This is a genomic window from Pseudomonas sp. CGJS7, from assembly GCF_036961695.1.
This window is the reverse complement of the sequence record NZ_JBAMDI010000064.1, coordinates 17,380-37,420: the sequence shown is the minus strand read 5'-3', so window position 1 is coordinate 37,420 and position 20,041 is coordinate 17,380. Positions and strand designations below refer to the sequence as shown.

Annotated in this window: 19 protein-coding genes; 10 read left to right on the top strand and 9 right to left on the bottom strand. The window is 66.3% G+C overall.

From position 1 onward, the window contains the following. The first annotated feature begins 60 nt into the window (after positions 1-60). From V7787_RS30665 to V7787_RS30640, 6 genes are all read left to right on the top strand, one after another. A complete protein-coding gene (locus tag V7787_RS30665) occupies positions 61-1,284 on the top strand; it encodes a tetratricopeptide repeat protein (protein WP_336091173.1) in 1,224 nt (407 codons plus the stop codon). A gap of 146 nt (positions 1,285-1,430) precedes the next feature. Further along, positions 1,431-2,108, top strand: a complete 678-nt coding sequence (locus tag V7787_RS30660; RefSeq protein ID WP_336091171.1) for an energy transducer TonB — start codon at positions 1,431-1,433, stop codon at positions 2,106-2,108. Between the two features lie 90 nt (positions 2,109-2,198). Continuing rightward, on the top strand, positions 2,199-2,948 hold the full coding sequence (locus tag V7787_RS30655) for a MotA/TolQ/ExbB proton channel family protein (protein WP_336091170.1): 750 nt from the start codon (positions 2,199-2,201) through the stop codon (positions 2,946-2,948). A 42-nt stretch (positions 2,949-2,990) separates the two neighbouring features. Beyond that, positions 2,991-3,407, top strand: a complete 417-nt coding sequence (locus tag V7787_RS30650; protein WP_336091169.1) for an ExbD/TolR family protein — start codon at positions 2,991-2,993, stop codon at positions 3,405-3,407. Positions 3,408-3,422: 15 nt separating this feature from the next. Continuing rightward, entirely contained in the window at positions 3,423-3,836 is a 414-nt protein-coding gene (locus tag V7787_RS30645) for an ExbD/TolR family protein (RefSeq protein WP_336091168.1), read from the top strand. A gap of 252 nt (positions 3,837-4,088) precedes the next feature. Then, positions 4,089-4,502 carry an ExbD/TolR family protein gene (locus V7787_RS30640; protein WP_442965340.1) on the top strand — a complete coding sequence of 138 codons (414 nt, stop codon included), beginning with the start codon at positions 4,089-4,091 and terminating at the stop codon, positions 4,500-4,502. A 530-nt stretch (positions 4,503-5,032) separates the two neighbouring features. On the opposite strand, the gene V7787_RS30635 is transcribed toward V7787_RS30640, so the two are convergent. From V7787_RS30635 to cls, 3 genes are all read right to left on the bottom strand, one after another. Then, positions 5,033-5,788, bottom strand: a complete 756-nt coding sequence (locus V7787_RS30635) for a pyridoxine 5'-phosphate synthase (RefSeq protein WP_336091165.1) — start codon at positions 5,786-5,788, stop codon at positions 5,033-5,035. 106 nt (positions 5,789-5,894) lie between these two features. Further along, on the bottom strand, positions 5,895-6,155 hold the full coding sequence (locus tag V7787_RS30630) for a hypothetical protein (protein ID WP_336091164.1): 261 nt from the start codon (positions 6,153-6,155) through the stop codon (positions 5,895-5,897). Between the two features lie 479 nt (positions 6,156-6,634). Further along, positions 6,635-8,071 (bottom strand): cardiolipin synthase, encoded by a 1,437-nt coding sequence (gene cls / locus V7787_RS30625; protein ID WP_336091163.1) that lies wholly within the window; start codon positions 8,069-8,071, stop codon positions 6,635-6,637. A gap of 160 nt (positions 8,072-8,231) precedes the next feature. Between cls and V7787_RS30620 the strand changes: the two genes are divergently transcribed. Then, positions 8,232-8,774 carry a cysteine hydrolase family protein gene (locus V7787_RS30620; RefSeq protein WP_336091161.1) on the top strand — a complete coding sequence of 181 codons (543 nt, stop codon included), beginning with the start codon at positions 8,232-8,234 and terminating at the stop codon, positions 8,772-8,774. An 84-nt stretch (positions 8,775-8,858) separates the two neighbouring features. Then, on the top strand, positions 8,859-9,632 hold the full coding sequence (locus tag V7787_RS30615; protein ID WP_336091159.1) for an SIMPL domain-containing protein: 774 nt from the start codon (positions 8,859-8,861) through the stop codon (positions 9,630-9,632). 183 nt (positions 9,633-9,815) lie between these two features. Here V7787_RS30615 and V7787_RS30610 read toward each other — a convergent pair whose 3' ends face one another. Next, positions 9,816-10,904, bottom strand: coding sequence for a PA0069 family radical SAM protein (locus V7787_RS30610; protein ID WP_336091158.1), 1,089 nt, complete (start codon positions 10,902-10,904; stop codon positions 9,816-9,818). A 225-nt stretch (positions 10,905-11,129) separates the two neighbouring features. Between V7787_RS30610 and bglX the strand changes: the two genes are divergently transcribed. Then, positions 11,130-13,319, top strand: a complete 2,190-nt coding sequence (bglX, locus tag V7787_RS30605) for a beta-glucosidase BglX (protein WP_336091157.1) — start codon at positions 11,130-11,132, stop codon at positions 13,317-13,319. 51 nt (positions 13,320-13,370) lie between these two features. On the opposite strand, the gene V7787_RS30600 is transcribed toward bglX, so the two are convergent. Continuing rightward, positions 13,371-14,957: an MFS transporter gene (locus V7787_RS30600; protein ID WP_336091156.1), complete on the bottom strand. Its 1,587-nt coding sequence runs from the start codon at positions 14,955-14,957 to the stop codon at positions 13,371-13,373. Between the two features lie 129 nt (positions 14,958-15,086). On the opposite strand from V7787_RS30600, the gene V7787_RS30595 reads away from it, so the two are divergent. Next, on the top strand, positions 15,087-15,989 hold the full coding sequence (locus tag V7787_RS30595) for a LysR family transcriptional regulator (RefSeq protein ID WP_336091154.1): 903 nt from the start codon (positions 15,087-15,089) through the stop codon (positions 15,987-15,989). Positions 15,990-16,002: 13 nt separating this feature from the next. Here V7787_RS30595 and V7787_RS30590 read toward each other — a convergent pair whose 3' ends face one another. The 4 genes from V7787_RS30590 to V7787_RS30575 form a co-directional block, all read right to left on the bottom strand. Next, on the bottom strand, positions 16,003-16,314 hold the full coding sequence (locus V7787_RS30590) for a hypothetical protein (RefSeq protein ID WP_336091153.1): 312 nt from the start codon (positions 16,312-16,314) through the stop codon (positions 16,003-16,005). A gap of 338 nt (positions 16,315-16,652) precedes the next feature. Continuing rightward, a complete protein-coding gene (locus V7787_RS30585; protein ID WP_336091151.1) occupies positions 16,653-18,560 on the bottom strand; it encodes a M4 family metallopeptidase in 1,908 nt (635 codons plus the stop codon). A gap of 254 nt (positions 18,561-18,814) precedes the next feature. Further along, complete coding sequence (locus V7787_RS30580; protein WP_336091149.1) at positions 18,815-19,333, bottom strand: hypothetical protein; 519 nt, start codon at positions 19,331-19,333, stop codon at positions 18,815-18,817. A gap of 140 nt (positions 19,334-19,473) precedes the next feature. Beyond that, positions 19,474-20,007 carry a hypothetical protein gene (locus tag V7787_RS30575; RefSeq protein ID WP_336091148.1) on the bottom strand — a complete coding sequence of 178 codons (534 nt, stop codon included), beginning with the start codon at positions 20,005-20,007 and terminating at the stop codon, positions 19,474-19,476. Positions 20,008-20,041 lie beyond the last annotated feature (34 nt).

Sequence of the window (20,041 nt, the reverse complement as noted above, 5' to 3'; positions counted from 1 at the left end):
TGCGCCGTTCCCGCCGCAAGGCCCCTGGTCTGCGGCCGCTGAGCCCTTAGAGGTGAGTCCATGAACAAGCAACCCACCCGCCATAGCACCCTGCTCGCAGCCGCCATCGGCGCTGTGCTGGTGTTCGGCGCCGTCACCCAGGTCAACGCCCAGGGCGGTGCCCAGGCCGCGGCCGACCGCGCCGCCGAGCGCCGCGCCGCCAAGAACAACAAGGGTTCGGCCAAGCAGGTCGAGCAGTACCCCAACGCGACGCGCACCTCGCCGGAGGCCAAGGCTTCGTCCAAGGGCGGCTCCAAGCTGCAGAAGATGATGGACGCCTTCGACAAGGAGAAGACCGCCGACGCCCGCGCCCAGGCCGACGCGATCATCGCCGACAGCGCCTTGAACGCCTACGAGCGTTCCTTCGCCGCCCAGATCGGTTTCCAGGTCGCCTACGACGCCGACGACAACAAGGCCGCGATGGAGTACCTGAAGAAGGCCATCGACATCGGCGGCCTGGACAACAACAGCCACTTCGACCGCATGTTCGTGCTGGCCCAGCTGCAACTGCAGGAAGACCAGTACGCCGAATCGCTGGCGACCATGGAGCGCTTCCTCAGCGAGTCCAAGAGCACCAAGCCCGAACACCTGATCGTCAAGGGCAACGCGCTGTACCGTCTGGAGCGTTTCCCGGAGGCCGCCAAGGTCATCAAGGAAGCGATCGACGCGACGCCGGAACCCAAGGCCGAGTGGCAGCAGCTGCTGATGGCCAGCTACGTCGAGAACAACCAGGGCGCCGAAGCGGCCAAGGTCGCCGAAGCCATCGCCGCCAAGTCGCCCAACGACAAGCGCGCGCAGATGAACGTCGCCGCGGTCTACTCGCAGTCCGACATGCTCGACAAGGCCGCCACGGTGCTGGAGAAAGTCCGCGCCGCCGGCCAGTTCAACGAAGACAAGGACTACCGCCAGCTGTACTCCACTTACTTGAATCTCGACGGTAAGGAGAAGCAGGCGGCGGGCGTGATCACCGAAGGCCTGGAGAAGGGCATCCTCAAGCCGGACTACCAGGCCTACGTGGCCCTGGCCCAGTCCTATTACTTCTCCGATCAAAGCGCCAAGTCGATCGACGCCTACAAGAAAGCGGCTCCGCTCGCACCGGACGGTGAGACGTACCTGAATCTCGCCCGCGTACTGTGGCAGGAAGACCGCATCCCCGAGGCCAAGGAAGCCGCCCAGCAGGCGATCGCGAAGGGTGTTAAGAAACCCGACGACGCCAAGAAGATTCTTGCGCTGAAAGGCAAGTAATTTCAGCGTTAAGAGACTAACCGCGCTTGGAACCTGTGACGCGGTTTGGTATATGCTAGGAGGTTCCCGCGACTGGAAACGGTTGCAGGAACCGAACGATGGCCCGAGGCGCTCTGGCGTCCGGAAACACCTCCCGAGCTGACGGCATGACGCAAGACCTCGAACTCCAAGTTAGGAATGATGACGACCGCGAAGGTTTGAACTGGGCACGTATTGCCGGTATCTCCTGCGCGATCGCCGTGCATGCCGCGGCGCTCCTGCTGTTGCTGGCCCCGATGACCCCGCCTGCGCAACAGCAAGATCAGGAGGAGACGGTGATGGTGAACATCATCAAGCCGCCGCCGCCGCCCCCGCCGCCGCCGCCGCCGCCGCCGGAACCGCCCAAGGAGATCAAGCAGCCTCCCAAGGAGCTGTCTCCGCCGCGTCCGACTCCGACGCCGCCGCCGCCGGAACAGCCGCCGATCGAGAACCTCGATCCGAGCCCGATCGATCCGCCCGCTCCGCCGCCGGCTCCGCCGTCGCCGCCGAGCACGGCCAGCGATATCGGTTCGGGCGTGGATCCGTCCTCGCGCCGTCTGAACCCGCCCAAATACCCGCCGACCGAAGCCCGTCAGGGCGTGGGCGGTACCGTAGTCCTCGTGATCAGCATCGACGCCCAAGGCAACGTGCTGGACGTGCAGGTCGAAAAGTCCAGCCGTAACCGGAACCTGGATCGAGCGGCCATGGATGCCGCGCGCAAGTGGCGCTTCAACCCCGAGATACGCAACGGCCAACCGATCGCCAGCCGCGTTCGAGTGCCCGTCGATTTCGTCCCGCCGACCTGATCGGGTTCGGCGTGACAGTGGTCCGCCTCGTGCTCAAAGTTACTCCGTAAGACCTTTCTTTCCTTTCCACGACATTCAAAGGTAAGCGTCATGCTGCAGCAAACCACCACCGCCGCCGCCGGAGGCTCCAACGCTGAAGCGCTTCAGCAGATGAGCTTCTCGCATCTGTTGCAGAACTTCGACCTCGTCGGCTGGATCGTGTTCATCACGCTCACGCTGATGTCGGTTCTGTCGGTCTATTGGATCGTCATCAATTTCGTCAAGAATCTGCGTCTGCGCGGTTCGTCCGACCGCGTCGTCAGCACGTTCTGGGAAACCCCGAACGCGCAGGACGCGATCCGCTACATGGAAGAACAGTCGCGTAGCGAGCCGTTCTCCAAGATCGCCCTGGACGCCGCTCAGGCCGCCGCTCACCACCAGCGCCACGAAGGTTCGCGCCTGGTCGAGTCGCTGAACCGTTCCGAGTTCGTCGATCGCGCCCTGCGTCAGGCCGTGACCCGCGAAAGCTCGCGTCTGGAAGCCGGTCTGACCGTGCTCGCCACCGTCGGCTCGACCGCGCCGTTCGTCGGCCTGCTCGGCACCGTGTGGGGCATCTACCACGCCCTGCTGCGCCTGGGCGCCAGCGGCGAGTCCTCGATTCAGGCCGTCGCCGGCCCGGTCGGCGAGGCGCTGATCATGACCGCCATCGGTCTGTTCGTCGCGATCCCGGCGGTGCTTGCGTACAACTTCTTCGTCCGCCTGAACCGCGTCACGAACAACAAGTTCGACACCTTCGCGCACGATCTGCACGACTTCTTCGCTACCGGCTCGCGCGTCGGCGAAGTGTCGAACAAGCGCTGATCTAGTACACGCCTTCACTTCTAGCGTAGTTGGAGTTCGGACATGGCCTTCAGTACAGGCAACGACAACGGCCCGATGGCTACCATCAACGTCACGCCCCTGGTGGACGTGATGCTGGTGCTGTTGATCATCTTCATGATCACCGCACCGCTGATGACCCATAAGGTCGAAATCAAACTGCCCGAAGCCACTCTCGCCAAAGTGGAACCGGATGCGACGAAGACGCCGCCGATCACGCTGGCGATCCAGGAAAGCGGCTCGATCTATTGGAACGACGAGCCGGTGACCCTGGACCAGCTGGAAAGCCGTCTGTCGGTCGAAGCGCAGAAGACGCCGCAGCCGCAGATCAACGTCCGCGGCGATCGCACCACGAAGTACAAGGTCGTGAACACCGTGGTCACCCTTGCGCAGCGTCAAGGCATGCGCAAGGTCGGCTTCGTCGCGATCAAAGAACGTTAATCGGAGACCGTAGACATGGCTTTCAGCAGTAACTCCGATAGCGGTGCGATCTCCGACATCAACGTGACCCCGCTGGTCGACGTGCTGTTGGTGCTGTTGATCATCTTCATGGTCACCGCGCCCACGGTGTCTTACCCGATCGACGTCAACCTGCCGCAACCGACGTTGAACCCGCCGCCCGTAACGCAGGAACCGCCGCCGCCGATCACGCTGCGGATCGATGCCACGGGCCAGGTGTTCTGGAACAACAACCCCACGCCGCTTACGGCGATCCCGGGGATGATGAAGGAAACGGTTCAACGCGATCCCACCAATCAACCTCTGCTAGAAATCGACACCAACGAAGACGCCGAATACGGCATCCTCGCCAAGGTGCTGGCTTACGCCAAAAACGCAGACATGAAAAAGATCGGTTTCGTCCAGAAGTAATCCTGCCCGGAACCGACGCTTACCGTCGTGAGAACGCCGCCCTCCCGGGCGGCGTTTTTTTTTGCGTCGCCGGAGCGCCAGTGATCGGTGCGAACGCGGATGCCGGCCCGCGCGCAGCCAGGCGAACGCGAGGCCTGGCCGTCGTCCGGAACCGAGTCGCGGCCGCGGTCGGTCGGTGGGGGTTCGCAACCGCTTGCCTGCAAGACCGTGACGGGCTTAACGTAAAAGCGGGCAACCCGCCCAAGGAAGGAGATGCTTATGGCCGGCTCCGCGTATTCCGATTCCACCTACTCCGCCAACTCCACGGTGGCCGAGATCAATGTCACCCCGTTGGTCGACGTGATGCTGGTCTTGCTGATCATCTTCATGGTGACCGCGCCGGCGTTGACCGGAAACCTCAATCTCACCCTGCCCTATCCGGGGCCGGATACGAAAGACAAACCGTTGCCGAAGTCGCAGCTGATGGTCCAGCAGGACGGCAGTTTCGATCTCGACGGCCAATCGCTGAGCGCTGCCGAATTGCCGGCCGCGTTGAAGTCGATCGTGCAGGCCGAGCCGAATACGATCGTCGAAGTCGCTGCGAACGCGGACGCCGACTATCAAGGGTTCGCTCATGCCTTGTCGGCCGCGAAGGAAAGCGGCGTGCGGAATATTTCGACGCGTTGATTCGGCGGGGATTCGCTTGGCGCTTCGGTTCAATGGCCGAACCGGTCGAGCCAGTCGGGGAGCGAGTTGAAATCGCGCTGTCGGCCAAGTGGCTTGCAAACAAAGAGACCGCCTTCGGGCGGTCTTTTTGTTGCTCGCCACCCAAACTCCCAATCGCCACTCTTAAAGCCGTCATTCCCGCGAAGGCGGGAATCCAGGGCCTTTCGCGCGAGAGGCTTGAAGTCGATGACGCCGATGCCTACGACAGCGCGGGGGCTGGCCGGCCCTAACCTCTAATCGCCTTTCTCAAAGCCGCCATTCCCGCGAACGCGGAAATCCAGGGCTTTTCGAGCGAGAGGCTTGAAGTCGATGACGCCGTTGTTTACGACAGCGCGGGGGCGCCCCTCGCTTAGGCAGATTCCAGATCCAGAGGCTTCAAAGGTTTTCGCTCGAAAGGCCCTGGATTCCCGCGTTCGCGGGAATGACGGTTTGGGAGATCACGAGAGAAGCGGTAGAGAAAGAGGAGAACGCTGAGCGCGCGACCGAACGCCTCAACCCGCCCCGGCAATCGCCCGCAAATAACCCCGCACCGTCGCATCCAACCCGTCGTACAAGGCCTCGCTGATCAAGGCATGGCCGATCGACACCTCAAGCACATTCGGCACCCCGCGCAAGAACGCGCCGAGGTTGGCCTGGCTGAGATCGTGACCGGCATTGACGCCCAAACCCGCCGCTTGCGCGCGGCGGGCGGCGTCGGCGAACAGCGCCAAGGCCTGCTGCGTGCGGCCTGCGGCGAAGGCTTCCGCATACGGCCCGGTGTAGAGCTCGACCCGCTGCGCGCCCAACTCGGCCGCGCGTTCGATGCCTTCGCGGTCGGCGTCGGCGAAGACGCTGACCCGGCAGCCCAGCTCGCGCAATTCGGCGATGCGCGGTTGCAGGCGCTGGGCGTCGCGTTCGAAGTCGAAGCCGTGATCGGAGGTCAGCTGATCGTCGCCGTCGGGCACCAGCGTGACCTGCGCCGGCTGCGCCAGTCGGCACAGCTCCAGCAGCCCGGGATAACCGGCGCGCGGCGGCGCGAACGGGTTGCCTTCGATGTTGAATTCGACGCCGCGCGCGTGGGCGAATTCGGCCAGCGCCAGCACGTCGTAGTCGCGGATATGGCGAGCGTCGGGGCGCGGGTGCACGGTGATGCCGTGCGCGCCGGCGTCCAGGCAGGCGCGCGCGGCGCGCAGCACATCGGGTTCGGCGCCGCCGCGCGAGTTGCGCAGCACGGCGATCTTGTTGACGTTGACACTGAGGACAGTCATGGCGAAAGCCTAACGCGCCGCGCGCGCGACGGCGAGTGCGCGGTTTGGCCGCGCGCGTGGCGAGTGTGCTCGAACGAGGCGATGCGCTGTCGCGCGCCGCGGCGGATCAGCGCTGCGGCGGTTCGGACTGGCTGGCGGCGAGCTTGCGCGCTTCGGCCTGCTCGCGCAGGCGGCGCAGTTCGGCCGGATCGATGATGTAGGAGACGTCGCGGCTGGAATTGTCCAACCGCCGCGCCAGCAGGCTCATGACCCCGGCGATCAGCAGGCCGAGCGCGGCCAGCAGGCCGACGGCCATCAACGGGGTCGAGGTGGTCTTCAGTGCCAGCGCGAATGAGGCGATGGCCAGCAGCAGGTAAACCCAGGGCATTGCGGCGTGCTCCATGACGAATTCGACATCCCCTCTCCGGCCGGTTCCGCGCCATGCGGACCCCGCACCGTGGGCCTCGGCGGGCCCGGGTCGAGTGTAGCGCGGGCCGGTGGCGCGGACAGCTAGGGCCGGCCCTGGTTGCGACCGCCGGCACATCGGCGCGGGTCGGCGGTGGGGCTGAACCGAGGGCTTGGTGGCCAGGGCGATGGCGGTGCGCCGCTAGGTCACTCGGTTTCCGTCTTGCTTGTGGACTTATTGCCTGGTGCAGCGGCACGGCGCCAAAGGCGGCGTCTTCCCCACCCCGTTATTCTCCACCCCGTCATTCCGGCGAAAGCCGGAACCCATTTTGACTTTGCTGTTGCCGTTCCCGCGTGTGAGCGAAGAAAAGCAAGATCAAAATGGGTTCCGGCTTTCGCCGGAATGACGGGTGGGGAGGGGACGGCGGCTAGCTGGGATTAAGCAGCGACTGCCGCAATAGCTCAAAGCAACGGCGACACCAACCGCGCCAACGCCTCCGGCAACCGCGTGCGCCACAGCGAACGCGAGCGGTCGCCGCGCACGCGCGGGGCGCGCGAGCATTCCTGTTCGATCAACGCGGCCAGCTCGCCGGCCAAGGTGGCGTTGTAGAACATCACCGAGATCTCGAAATTCAGCCGGAAGCTGCGGTGATCGAAATTGGCGCTGCCAATGATCGCCATTTCGTCGTCGCACAGCAGCGCCTTGGTGTGCAGCATGCGCGGGCCGTACTCGTGGATCTTCACCCCGGCTTCGAGCAGTTCGTCGAAGTACGAGCGCGCCGCGTAGGTGACCAGGCGGCTGTCGCTGAGCTTGGGCACCAGCAGACGCACGTCCAACCCGCCGAGCGCCGCCGAAGTCAGCGCCATGCGCGCGGCTTCGCCGGGGACGAAGTACGGGGTGACCAGCCACACCCGCCGGCGCGCGGCGTGGATGGCGCCGACGTGGACGCGGTGGATCGCTTCCCAACCCGAGTCCGGGCCCGAGCTGACCACCTGCGCGGCGATCGTGCCCGGCTGCGGCGCCAGATGGATCTGTTTGATCGGCGGCTGGCCGGTGGCGTAGCACCAGTCTTCGATGAACACCAATTCCAGCTCGCGCACCACGTCGCCTTGCAGACGCAGGTGCAGATCGCGGTAGGCGTCCGCACGCAGGCGTTCGTCTTCCTCATCGGTGATGTTGATGCCGCCGGTGTAGCCGATCTTGCCGTCGATCACCACGATCTTGCGGTGGGTGCGCAGGTTCAACCACGGCCGCCGCCAGAACCAGCGCAGCTTCATCGGATGGAACCACGCCACTTCCGCGCCCGCGTCCAGCAACGGCTGCACGAAGCGGTTGGAGGTGGAACCCGAACCGACCGCGTCGAGCAGCATCCGCACCTTGACCCCGGCGCGGGCGCGTTCGATCAGCGCGTCGCGCAAGGCGGTGCCGGTGCGGTCGGGTTGGTAGATGTAGTACTCCAGGTGGATGTGCTCGCGCGCCTGGGCGATGTCGGCCAGCAGCGAGGAATACTTGGCGCCGCCGTCGATCAGCAGTTGGGCCGCGGTCGCGGTGGTCGGCGGCAGGCCGGTGGTGGCCTGGCCGAGCCGGGCCAGCTCGATCGCCTCCTGCGACGGTGTCAGCCCGGGCGGCGGCGGCGGCAGCGCGGCGCGCGCGCGCACCCGGCGCAGGCGCTGGCGATGGATGCGCTGCGGGCCGAAGAAGTAATAGATGAAGAAGCCGATGTACGGCAGCGCCGCCAGGCTGACGAGCCAGCTGATGGTCGCTACCGGTTCGCGCTTCTGCAGCACGATCCACAGGCCCAGCCAGATCAGATAGAACATCCACCCCGCCGTCAGGTACAGGCTCAGATGGGGGATGCGGATCAGATCCTGCCACAGCTGGGACAGCGATTCGGGCACGTCGGGACTCCAGAGGCGGGCGCCGCGACGGCACCGCGACCGGCTAAGGCTAGCCCGCCGGCGCGCGCGCGCAAAGCGCGCGATCGGTCGGCTTCGGCGGCCTGCGCGGCGGCGGCGGTCAGCGCTTAGGATAGCCGCACCCGGAACGAGGACGGACGGCATGGCGGCGGCTTTGTTGGTGATCGATGTGCAACGCGCTTTGTTCGAAACCGATCCGCCGCCGGCGCAGGCCGCGGCGACGATCGAGCGCATCAACGCGCTGGCCGAACGCGCGCGCGCCGCCCAGGTCGCGGTCATCTTCGTGCAACACGAGGCCGGCGCCGATTCGCCGATGCCGCACGGCGGCGAGGGCTGGGCGCTGGACCCGCGCTTGCAGGTGCGCGAGGGCGACGGCTTCGCGCGCAAGACCACGCCCGACTCGTTCTTCCGCACCGACCTGCACGCGCGGCTGGGCGAGCTGGGCGTGGACCGGTTGCTGATCTGCGGCTACGCCAGCGAATTCTGCGTCGACACCAGCGTGCGTGGCGCCTTGGCCTTGGGCTATCCGGTGACCCTGATCGCCGACGGCCACACCACCCACGACAAACCGCATGCCGATGCGGCGTGGATCCGCGCGCACCACAACGCGACCTTGACGAATGTGCGCAGCTTCGGTCCGAGGGTCTATGCGCTGAACGCGGAGGATGTCGACTTCGCGCATTGAGCCCCGGGCGCGAACGCGCCGAAACAGCCTGCTTCGAAACAGCCGTGCCCCATCACCCGACCCCATCCATCAGGAGCCCGCGCCATGCACGCACCTTCGTTGTTGCTGTTCGTTTCGCTGCTCGTGTCGTCCCTGCCCGCCGCGGCCCAGTACCCGACGGCGCCGACGCCGGGGCAACGCAGCGTCAGCGTATCCGGGTCGGCCGAGGTCAAGGTCGCGCCGGACGAAATCCTGCTCAACGTCGGCGTGGAAACCCGCCATCCGCGCCTGGACGAAGCCAAGAAGCTCAACGACGAAAGCGTGCGCGCGGCGCTGGCCTTGCTCAAGCGCGACGGCGTGCCCGACAAGGACGTGCAGACCGATTACATCAGCATCGAACCGCGTTACGAGTACGAGAGCGACAACCGCGCCGCGTTGACCCAGGCGCGCGCGGTGCCGTTGGTTTATGTGGTGCGCAAGAGCATCGGCATTCGGCTGACGCGTGTGAATGAGTTCGAGAACGTCTTGTCGGGCTTGCTCGCCAATGGCGTGCAATACATCCACGGCATCGAGTTCCGGACGTCGCAGTTGCGCAAGCACCGCGATGCCGCGCGCGCGCTGGCGGTGCAGGCGGCGAAGGAGAAGGCCGATGCGCTGACTCAGGCGATGGGGGTCAAGCGCGGCGCGGTGCAGTCGATTTCCGAATCGTATTCGGGCGGCTGGTGGCGCGGCGGCGGCGGTTGGGGCGCGGGCGGTGGGCAGATGATGCAGAACGTGATGCAGAACGCGGGTGGCGGCGAGGCTTCGGAAGGCGGGGCGTTGTCGGTGGGGCAGATCAGCGTTAATGCGTCGGTGAATGCGACGTTTGCGATCGAGTAGCTGGATTAGGGACTAGAAGCAGTGAGCGCGTAATTATCCCCTCTCCCGCTTGCGGGAGAGGGCTAGGGTGAGGGGATGAGCGCCGAAGGCGCGAATGCTTTTGCCTTGCGCAGCGGACTAAGAGCGGCCCTCACCCCAACCCTCTCCCGCAAGCGGGAGAGGGAGCAAAAGCAAGCGGGAGAGCTAAAACAACTCGCCTTGCCTGGACGACTCCACCGGCGCCTTGAAATGCGCCGTACTCAACGCCGGCAACCGCCCAAATCCCAACCGCGCATGCGCCTTGCGAAACCGCAGCGCCAACAAATCCGCGAACGGCCCCTGCCCGCGCATGCGCTGACCGAACCCGCTCTGATAATCCTTACCGCCGTGCATCTGCTGCATCAGGCTCATCACATGCGCGGCGCGATCGGGATAGTGCAGTTGCAGCCACTCGCGCCAGATCTGCTTGAGCTCGTGCGGCAGACGCAGCAACACATACCCCGCCGCGCCCGCGCCGGCCTCGCGCGCGGCTTCAAGAATGTGTTCAAGGTCCGCGTCGGTAATCATCGGAATCACCGGCGCCACCAACACCCCGACCGGCACGCCGGCCTCATGCAAGGCGGCGATGGTCTTCAGCCGCGTATGCGGCGCCGCCGCGCGCGGTTCGAGTTTCGCGGACAGGCGATTGTCCAGGCTGGTGACCGATAGATACACGCTCACCAACTGCCGCTCGGCCATGCGCGCGAGCAGATCGATGTCGCGCGCGATTAACGCGCTCTTGGTGACGAAACTCACCGGATGCCCGCATTCGGCCAGCAATTCCAGAATGTTGCGGGTCAACCGATAACGCTTTTCGATCGGCTGATAGCCATCGGTGTTGATCCCTAGCGCGATCGGCGCAGGCACATAGCCGGGCTTGGCCAGTTCCTCGCGCAGGCGCTCCACCGCGTTGGTCTTGGCGAACAAACGGGTCTCGAAATCCAGCCCCGGCGACAGATCCAGATAGGCATGGCTGGGCCGGGCGAAGCAGTACACGCAGCCGTGCTCGCAGCCGCGGTACGGATTGAGCGACTGCGAAAAACCGATGTCCGGCGACTTGTTGCGGCTGATGACCGTGCGCGCGCGCTCCTCCTGCACCGTGGTCGCCGGCCGCGGCGCGTTGTCGCCGAGGTCTTCGTACACCGAACCCCAACCGTCGTCCTCGCCGATGGCGATGCGGCGTTCGAAGCGACCGGGCACGCGCGAGGCGGCGCCGCGGCCTTTGATCGGAACCTGGGCTTTGTATGCGTCCATCGCCGCAGGCTACGACCGCGCTGTCTCATCTTCTCAGACGCGCCGAGGGCGTCGGCGTTGGATCGATGGCCGACCCAGCTCAGGACCGGGCGCACACGCGCTTCGCATCGACGCATCAGACCGATGGGTTATGGCCGTATGCTGCCGCAGCGCGTAAGTTGACAGCCATGTAATCGGTTACATACCATAAACAAACGATAATTTCACGTACAGGTGCAGCAGGTAATGTCCGATCGCGTTGATATCGATGCACTGCTCGGCCGGATGACGCTGCAGGAAAAAATCGGCCAGCTCTCGGTGTTGGCCGATTCGATCCGACCGTTCGCGTTCGACGTGAATCCCGACTCGTTTCAGTGGGGCCCCGAGCGCACCCGCGAGATGATCCGGGCCGGCGAAGTCGGCGCCTTGTTCAACGGCGTCGGCGCGGCCGAAGGGCGCGAGTTGCAGCGGATCGCGGTCGAACAGAGCCGGCTGGGCATCCCGCTGTTGCTCGGCGCCGATGTGATCCACGGCATGCGCACGGTGTTCCCGATCCCGCTCGGCGAAGCGGCCAGTTTCGAGCCGGAACTGGCGCGGCGCACGGCGCGCGCGGCGGCGGTGGAGGCCACCCGCGAAGGCTTGCATTGGACCTTCGCGCCGGTGGTCGACGTCGCCCGCGATCAGCGTTGGGGCCGGGTCGCCGAGACCACCGGCGAAGACACGTTCCTGGCCGCGCAGTTCGCCGCGGCGCGGGTGCGCGGGTTTCAGGGCGAGGACCTGACCGCGGACGATTCGCTGCTGGCCACGCTCAAGCATTTCGCCGCCTACGGCGCGGTCAGCGCAGGGCTGGACTACAACACCGTCGACCTGTCGCCGCAGACCTTGCACGAGGTGCATCTGCCGCCGTTCAAGGCGGCCATCGATGCCGGCGCGTTGACGGTGATGAGTTCGTTCAACGACATCAACGGCGTGCCGGCCACGGCCAATCGCGATTTGCTCACCGGCATCCTGCGCGAGCAATGGGGCTTCGAAGGCTTCGTGGTTTCCGACTACACCTCCGATTTCGAATTGATCGCGCACGGTTACGCCGCCGACGAAAAGCACGCTGCGCAACTGAGCCTCAACGCCGGTCTGGACATGAGCATGCAGAGCGGCGTGTTCATGGATCATCTGGCCGCGCTGGTCGGCGAAGGCGCGGTGAGCCTGGCGACCTTGGACGCTGCGGTGCGGCGCATCCTCGAGGTCAAGGCGCGGATGGGCATGTTCGACAATCCCTATCGCTCGCTGGTGGTGCCGGCCGAAGGCCCGGCGCCGTATCTGGCCGAGCACGACGCCTTGGCCCGCGATGCGGCGCGGCGTTCGGTGGTGTTGCTCAAGAACTCGGGCGAATTGTTGCCGCTGCGCAAGTCGGGGCAACGCATCGCCTTGATCGGGCCGTTCGCGCGCGATCGCGAAAACCTCGCCGGTTGCTGGAACATCTTCGGCGACAGCACGCGTGAGATCGATCTGGAAACCGGTCTGCGCGCCGCGCTCGCCGATCCGGATTCGTTGCAGGTGGTCGAAGGCTGCGGAATCGAAGACGCCATCGAAGGCGGCATCGACGCGGCGGTGGCCGCCGCGCGCGGCAGCGACGCGGTGTTGCTGGCGCTGGGCGAGCCGACGCGTTTTACCGGCGAGGCGCAGTCGCGCACCCAGATCGTGTTGCCGGCGGCGCAGCAGGCCTTGGCCGAGGCGGTGATCGCCAGCGGCACGCCGGTGATCGTGCTGTTGCGCAACGGCCGCGCGCTGGCGCTGAGCCCGGCGTTGCAGGCGGCCGATGCGATCGCGGTGACCTGGTTCCTCGGCACTCAGACCGGACACGCGGTCGCCGACTTGGTCTTCGGCGATCACAGCCCGAGCGCGCGTTTGCCGATCAGCTTCCCGCACGAGTCGGGGCAGCAGCCGTATTACTACAACCATCCCTCCTCCGGCCGGCCGTATCAGCCGGGCGGGTTCGAAGCCTTCCGCACGCGTTGGCGCGAAACCGCCAACACCGCGTTGTATCCGTTCGGCCACGGGCTGACCTACACCCGTTTCGAATACGGCGAAGTCGAGTTGAGCGTGGCGCGTTTGCGCTGGGATGAGACCTTGCTGGTGCGCGCGCGCATCAGCAACGTCGGCGCGCGCGCCGGCGAGGAAGTGGTGCAGTTGTACCTGCACGACCGCGTCGCCAGCCGGGTGCGGCCGCTGCGCGAGCTCAAGGGCTTCGAAAAAGTCGCGCTGGCGCCGGGCGAAAGCCGGGTGGTGGAGTTCCGCCTGAGCCGTGAGGATCTGCAGTTCCGCGGCGTCGACAATCGCGCGCTGACCGAGCCGGGCGTGTTCGATGTGTGGGTGGCGCCGTCGGCGACCGCGGGCGCGTCGGTGCCGTTCGAGTTGTTGGCGGCGGGCGTCGACTGAGGTCTTCGATCCGACCGGCCGCGGCGGGTTAGACGCGCCGCGACCTCGCGCTCAGCACGCCGCTTTATCGGCGGCGATGGCAGGTTCGGCCATCGCCGCCGCGTCGGTCGCGGCGAACTCGCGCGCATGCGCATCGGCATCGCCGAGCAAGGCATACACCACCCAGGCGATGGCCGCGGTCAGTCCGGCCAGGCCGTACATCAACCACGCGAAGGCCTGGTCGTAGCGGCGCACCAGCGCGGCCGCGTCCAGGCCCGGCAGCAGCGCTGCGGCATGGGCGAGGTCGCCGGTGGCCATGCGCTGCGCCGCCTGCGCCAGCGCGCCGGCATCGCCGCCGCCGTGCAGACGCAATTGCAGCAAGCCGGCCAGCGCCGCGGCCACCAGCGCCAGCGCGATGCCCTCGCCCGACACCCGGCTGGCGCCGAACACGCCGGCGGCCATGCCGGCGCGCTCCTTGGGCACCACGCTGATCGCCAGACCGTCCATCAAGCCCCACGGCACCGCCGAGCCGGCGCCGATCAACAGCATCGGCGCGATCAAGCCGCTTACCGAACCGGCCGAGGCTTCCACGCCCAGCCACACCAGTCCGAGCGCGGCCAGCAGCAATCCCGCCGCGCACAGGCGCCCGGCGGAGATGCGGTGATTGAGCAGCGCGGCCAGCAGCGGCACCACCAGCATCGGCGCCGACAGCGCGATCATCATCAGCCCGGCGTCGAGCGCGCTCAGGCCGTGGATGCCGATCAAGCGCACCGGCAGCACGATGATCAGCGCCAGATAACAAAAGCCGGTGCCGATCGGCAGCAGTTGCGCGCCGACGAAGCGCGGGTACTTGAGCAGGCTCAGATCCAGCATCGGCCGCGCGGCGCGATTCTCCACCCGCACGAACACCGCCAGCATCAGCGCCGCGCCGACCAGCGCGGCGATCACCCAGCCATCGCCCCAGCCGCGTTCGGGCGCTTGCAGCACGCCGACGGTCAGCAGCGCCAGCATCGCGGTCGAACTCAGGCTGCCGCGCCAGTCCAGCCCGGCCGCGTCGGGATCGCGCGACTCGCGCATGCGCGGCACGCCGAACACGGTCGCGAGCAAGGCGATCGCCAGACTCGACAGGAACACCGAACGCCAGCCCTGGGTCTGCACCAGCCAACCGGCCAGACTCGGCCCGAACGCCAGGCCCAGCCCGAACGCGGTGCCGAGCAGGCTGAAGGCGCGGATCCGCGCCGGCCCATGGAACTCCTGCGACAAGGCGGCGTTGCCGCCGGCCAGCGCCAGCGCGGCGGCGACGCCCTGGGCGATGCGCAGGCCGTTGAGCACGGCCAGATTCGGCGCCAGCGCCAACAGCAACGACACCACCGCGTAGGCGACGATGCCGATCGAAAACACCCGCTTGCGGCCGTAGGTGTCGGCCAGGGTGCCGGCGGCCATCAGGCAACTGCCGAAGGCGAGCATGAAAGCGTTGGTCATCCAGTTCAGCGCCACCGGGCTGCCGCCGAGTTCGGCGGAGATGGCCGGGATCGCCACCGGCGGCGCGGTGAAGCTCAGCGGCAGCACCAGCCCGGCCAGGCAGACCGCGCCGAGGATCAGGAAACGGTCGTAACGGCCGGGCGCGGCGGCGGCGGTGGGGGAGTCGGAGAGCGGCATGGGGGCGCCAGGAATCGGGCGGACCAGCTTAGTTGCGCCGCAATCGGCGAAAAATAACCATCCGGTTCGTGCTTTACGGAGCGATTGGCCATAATCCAGGCCGATCCCAAGGCCGAGAATGGCGCCGCTATGGACAAGTTAGGCAGCCTGTTGGCGTTCGTGCGCACCGCCCAGTCGCGCAGCTTCGTCGCCGCCGGGCGTCAGATCGGGGTGTCGGCCTCGGCGGTCGGCAAGAGCGTGGCCAAGCTGGAACAGCAGCTCGGCGTGCGCCTGCTTCAGCGCAACACCCGCAACGTGCGCCTGACCGAGGAGGGCCGCCAGTTCTACGAGCGCTGCAAGCCGTTGCTGGACGAGCTGGAAGAAGCCGAGGCCATGCTCACCCACGCCATGCAGGCGCCGCGCGGGCGGCTGCGGGTCAGCCTGCCGACCAATGGCTACAAGTTCCTGGTGCCGGTGCTCGGCGAGTTCCGCCGGCGTTATCCCGAGGTCGAGCTGGATCTGGATTTCAACGACCAGATGGTCGACGTGATCGAAGGCGGTTTCGATGCGGTGATCCGCAGCGGCGACATGCCCGACTCGCGCCTGCGCGCGCGCCGGCTGGGGCCGTTCTGTTTCATGTTGTGCGCCTCGCCGGAGTACCTGGCGCGGCGCGGCGAGCCGCGGGTGCCGGCGGATCTGGAAGCGCACGAGTGCATCCACTTCCGCTTCGCCAACAGCGGCAAGCTGCAGGAATGGTCGCTGCGGCTGGAGCCGGGCGAAAGCCCGCCGCATCTGCCGGCGGCGCTGGTGTGCAACAACAGCGAGGCGGCGGTGCAGGCCGCGGTGCATGGGTTGGGGATCGTGTATTCGGTGGATTTTCTGGTCCGCGACCATCTGGCCGCCGATCGCTTGCGCCGGGTGTTGCCGGGGTTCGAGACCCAGCGCGGGCAGTTCTGGGCGTTGTGGCCGGCGCACAAGCATGTGTCGCCGAAGTTGCGGGTGTTTCTGGATTTCGTCGACGAGCATTTGTTCGTGCATAAGCCGATCGCGTGAGTGCGGGCGCCGCTTATCGCGGATCGGTAGGGGCCCAGAACGCGAGGCCTTCCAAGGCGCGCTCCACTTCGGTCAGGTCGTCCTCGCCGCGGGTTTGATCGAATGCGCCGGACAGGACGGATCGGATCTTGGCCAGGCGTTGGGTGACCTGGGCCTGGTCGATGAAGCGGGTGGTTTCCGCGCAGTAGTCCTGGTGTTTTTCCGGAAGGTCGGCGGCGTAGTGCGAGCCGATTTTGTGCAGGGAGATCAGGATGTATTCGAGATCGCGCAGGACCGGCAGCAGTTGGTCGCGGTCGATGCTTAGTGGCTGGTTGGTGCTGACCATTTGAGCGTTCCGATGTAAAGCCGTTGGCGAAATCGCTTCATACGGGCCGGTCGGAGCAAAGTCAAAATGGATTCCGGCTTTCGCCGGAATGACGGGGGGAGGGTTGCGCGGTTGTGTGGGTGTCTGGGTGCGCGGCGGGCTATGCGGAAATCTCGCCGTCGCAGTCGCCGTGGTGGTCGGCGACGCTGCGCGGCGACGGATAAAGAACGGCCCCCGCCGCATCGCTGCAACGGGGGCCGCAACAACCTACAACGGCTACCAAAACAGAGTCCGGGTACGACTCAGTGTTCGTTGCCGGAGCGAGCGCGCGTACGCCCGATCCGACGATCTTGCGCGGATCAGTTCTTGCAACGCGCCGCGTTCGAGCCTTCCGGCAAGCCCACCGACACCGCTTCCCAGGCGCAGGCGACGGTCTTGACCGCGCTGGCCTTGAGCAGGCCGCGGTCGACCAGGTCTTGCGCCGCGGTCTGGGTGGCCACGCGCGCATCGGGGTAGCTGGCCTGCGAGGTCAGGTACAGGGTGTTGGCGCGGTACCAGATCTGACCGGCGACGGTCGGGGTCAGGCCTTTCAGGCCGGTGGCGCCGTTGCAGACCAGATCGGCCGGCAGCAAGGTCTTGCGGTGCGACTTCGGCACCTTCTGGCCTTCGGCCAACAGGTAGAAGAAGTGGTTGCCCACGCCGGAGGTGTAGTGCGGGTCTTCTTCGGTGAAGCCGCCGGCCGGGTAGCAGTCGAAGGAACCGTTGCCGTCTTCGTCCTTGTCCAGGCTCGGCTTGAACATGAAGCGCAGCGGCACGCCGCTGAGCATGACGTTCTCGCCGATCAGGTAATCCGGCGGATCCTTCGGGCTGTTGTCGAAGAACTCGACCAGGGTGCCGTGGATGTCGGAGGTGGTTTCGTTCAAGCCGCCGGCGTCGCCGGAATACATCAGGCCCGAAGTCGCCTGGGTCACGCCGTGCGACATCTCGTGGCCGGCCACGTCGATGGCCACCACCGGGTTGGACACGCCGTAGTCGCCGTTGCCGTAGACCATGCGCTTGGCGTCGCCGTCCCAGAACGCGTTGGTGCCGCCGACGTCGAAGATGCCGAAATAGCTGAAGGTGACGTTGACGAAGCTCTGCACGCCGAGGCCGTCGCCGAAGATGCCGACGCGGTCGTAGAACTTCTTGTAGTAGTCCCAGGTCTTGGACACACCGTAATGCGCTTCCACGCCGGTGCGCTCGATGTTGGTCATCTGCTCGTTGCCCCAGAGGTTGTCGGCATCGAACATCGGCGGCGCGGTGAAGTCGCCGCCGCCGAAGATCAGGTCGACCACCGTGCCGCCGGTGTTGTGCACGCTGCCGCCGCCGCGCTTGTCGTCGCGCAGCAGATAGCCCGCGCCGCGGCCGTCGCTTTCTTCGGCGCCGACCTTGCTGGTGGAGATCGCGACCTTGCCGCGGGTGATGGTGAAGCCCTGGCCTTCGGCCGCTTCGGCGGTGTAGATGCGGCTGTCGCGGCCGAGGTAGTTGCCGTTGTCGGCGTCGACGTAGATCAAGTCGTGGACCGGACGCTCGGCCTTGTTGAGGCCGCGGAAGCTGACTTCATACGCCAGCTTGGGCTGGTTGTCCTTGGCGAAATACACCATCCGCGATTTGGGCGCGTCGAGGAAACGGCCGTTGAAATGCACGCCGGCGTCGGCGATGGCCTGCACCTGCGACAACTTCGGCGCGGCCGCGACGCCGTCGCCGAGCTTGAGGTCCAGGGTCTTGCTGATCGAGCTGAGCAAACCGCCCTTGGCGTGGGTGACCAGATCGCCGCCGATCACCGGCAGGCCCTGGTAATCGCGCTGGAAGCGCACGTGTTCGCTGCCGTCGGCTTCGACCACCACATCGCGCGGGCGATAGGTTTCGGCGGCCATCGCCTTGGCGTCGGCGCCGGCCAGGCCGTGCGCGCCGGCGGCTTGCGCCTTGCTGGCTTGCAACAGTTCGCGCGCGCGCTGCACCGCCGGATGGCGTTCCAGCTGGGCCGCGGCGGTGGCGCCGGACACGGCGCTGGCATCGGCGAACGGATTGGCGGCGGTGGCGTGCGCGGTGGCGCGCGCGGTCGAAGCCGCATTGGCGTGGGTGCTGGCGACGGCGCTGGCGGCCGGCTTGCTTTGCGCGATGGCGCTATCGCCGGCGTCGCGCTGGGCGACGACCAGGGCGGTGGCGGTGGTGCCGGTGATCGCGAGCAGGATCGATGCGGTCAGCACGCGTTGTTTCATGGACATGCGATGTTCTCCGAGTCATGCAAAGCAAAAATAGGAAATAACGCAAATGCACCGTTCCGCGATCGATGTCGCGGAATCGGCGTTACTGCACAACGGCAGGGGCTTGCATTGCCTGGGGTCGCGTTCGACGACGAGTCAGAACGCGACCTATCCAGCGTTTCCCCATTGATGCGAACGCGCTCGGATACGCGTCACCCCACCTTTTCTGTGTATTGATGGTGGCTCTCGTTTAGGAACTGCGATGCGCGTCGGACTTAGTTCACCGGCGCGTCGAGATCGATCACCTCGTCGGAAGCCTCGACCCGGAACGGCGGCGTGAAGCGCTCTTTGAGATCCACCACGAGCCTGGCGATGCGGAACGGATCGTGATTCAGGGTTCGCAAGCAGGTGTCGCCGGAACTGTAGAAGGACCGCATCGTCATCAGCCGGGACGGCCCATCGGGAACGTAGACGTACTCTGCCGACACCGCCACGGTCAGTATCCCGGCGGTTCCATCCATGTACGGTTGTCCGACGCAGTTGTTCGATTCGAAATACACCAGCCCCCTCTTGCTGAAGTTCGTGGTCGAGGCGACCAGGGTGATGCGTTGATTGCCGACCCGGAACGGAACCCGGGCGGTGCCGTTGTCGCCGTTCGGCATGTCGAGGATCGGTCCCACCACTTGGCCGTTGTTGTCGACCAACACGAACGGTTCGATGGCGGCCGCGGGCGCGACGGCCAACAACAGCGGCAGGGTGAGTAAACCCAGTCGCGAAAGCGAAGCGCGGAACATGGCGCTGTCTCCTGAAAAGAGGAAGATCGATTGCGGTTGCGGGTTTGCGCGATCCGCGCATGCCGTACCCAAACCACGGCGGCGGACACCGGCGAGTTCGCATCGCCGGCTTTTTCGAAGACGACGCTTGTGGTCCGGACTCAATTCGCCGGTACGTCCAGATCGATCACCTCATCGGACGCCTGGATCCGGAACGGCGGAGTGAAACGCGTGCTCAGGCCGACCAGATCCCTGGCCGGCAGATACGGGTCGTGGTCGGGCGTGGGCAGCCGCGTGCAGCCGCCTGAGAGCGTGCTGGAGAACGAGCGCACGCTGACGAGTCGGGCGGGTCCGTCGGGAACCAGCGCCCGGTCGCGGGTGTATTCGATGTCGGTCAGCAAGCCGCCGGACGCGAGCATGTACGGTTGGCTGGAACAGGTGTCGGCCTCGAAGTAGACCGTACCGCTTCCGGTCAGCCCGCCCGGCGCCATCACCAGGGTGATGCGTTGATTGCCCACGCGGAACGGGATGCGGGCCATGTGGCTGTCGCCGTGAGGCATGTCGAGGATGGGGCCGACGGTCTTGCCGTTGCTGTCGACCAGCACGAACGGTTCGATGGCGGCGGCCGATGAGGCGACGGCGCACAGCAGCGGTACGGCCAGCAGGCCGAGCCGCGAAGCGAAAGTCAAAGACATGGCAATGTCTCCTGGATGGAAGAGCCGGCGATCG

What these genes read in the sequence shown, in the direction of transcription:
- V7787_RS30665 (WP_336091173.1), top strand. Translation starts at nt 61, where the DNA reads ATGAACAAGCAACCCACCCGCCATAGCACCCTGCTCGCAGCCGCCATC.
- V7787_RS30660 (WP_336091171.1), top strand. Translation starts at nt 1,431, where the DNA reads ATGACGCAAGACCTCGAACTCCAAGTTAGGAATGATGACGACCGCGAA.
- V7787_RS30655 (WP_336091170.1), top strand. Translation starts at nt 2,199, where the DNA reads ATGCTGCAGCAAACCACCACCGCCGCCGCCGGAGGCTCCAACGCTGAA.
- V7787_RS30650 (WP_336091169.1), top strand. Translation starts at nt 2,991, where the DNA reads ATGGCCTTCAGTACAGGCAACGACAACGGCCCGATGGCTACCATCAAC.
- V7787_RS30645 (WP_336091168.1), top strand. Translation starts at nt 3,423, where the DNA reads ATGGCTTTCAGCAGTAACTCCGATAGCGGTGCGATCTCCGACATCAAC.
- V7787_RS30640 (WP_442965340.1), top strand. Translation starts at nt 4,089, where the DNA reads ATGCTTATGGCCGGCTCCGCGTATTCCGATTCCACCTACTCCGCCAAC.
- V7787_RS30635 (WP_336091165.1), bottom strand. Translation starts at nt 5,788, where the DNA reads ATGACTGTCCTCAGTGTCAACGTCAACAAGATCGCCGTGCTGCGCAAC.
- V7787_RS30630 (WP_336091164.1), bottom strand. Translation starts at nt 6,155, where the DNA reads ATGCCCTGGGTTTACCTGCTGCTGGCCATCGCCTCATTCGCGCTGGCA.
- V7787_RS30620 (WP_336091161.1), top strand. Translation starts at nt 8,232, where the DNA reads ATGGCGGCGGCTTTGTTGGTGATCGATGTGCAACGCGCTTTGTTCGAA.
- V7787_RS30615 (WP_336091159.1), top strand. Translation starts at nt 8,859, where the DNA reads ATGCACGCACCTTCGTTGTTGCTGTTCGTTTCGCTGCTCGTGTCGTCC.
- V7787_RS30610 (WP_336091158.1), bottom strand. Translation starts at nt 10,904, where the DNA reads ATGGACGCATACAAAGCCCAGGTTCCGATCAAAGGCCGCGGCGCCGCC.
- bglX (WP_336091157.1), top strand. Translation starts at nt 11,130, where the DNA reads ATGTCCGATCGCGTTGATATCGATGCACTGCTCGGCCGGATGACGCTG.
- V7787_RS30600 (WP_336091156.1), bottom strand. Translation starts at nt 14,957, where the DNA reads ATGCCGCTCTCCGACTCCCCCACCGCCGCCGCCGCGCCCGGCCGTTAC.
- V7787_RS30595 (WP_336091154.1), top strand. Translation starts at nt 15,087, where the DNA reads ATGGACAAGTTAGGCAGCCTGTTGGCGTTCGTGCGCACCGCCCAGTCG.
- V7787_RS30590 (WP_336091153.1), bottom strand. Translation starts at nt 16,314, where the DNA reads ATGGTCAGCACCAACCAGCCACTAAGCATCGACCGCGACCAACTGCTG.
- V7787_RS30585 (WP_336091151.1), bottom strand. Translation starts at nt 18,560, where the DNA reads ATGTCCATGAAACAACGCGTGCTGACCGCATCGATCCTGCTCGCGATC.
- V7787_RS30580 (WP_336091149.1), bottom strand. Translation starts at nt 19,333, where the DNA reads ATGTTCCGCGCTTCGCTTTCGCGACTGGGTTTACTCACCCTGCCGCTG.
- V7787_RS30575 (WP_336091148.1), bottom strand. Translation starts at nt 20,007, where the DNA reads ATGTCTTTGACTTTCGCTTCGCGGCTCGGCCTGCTGGCCGTACCGCTG.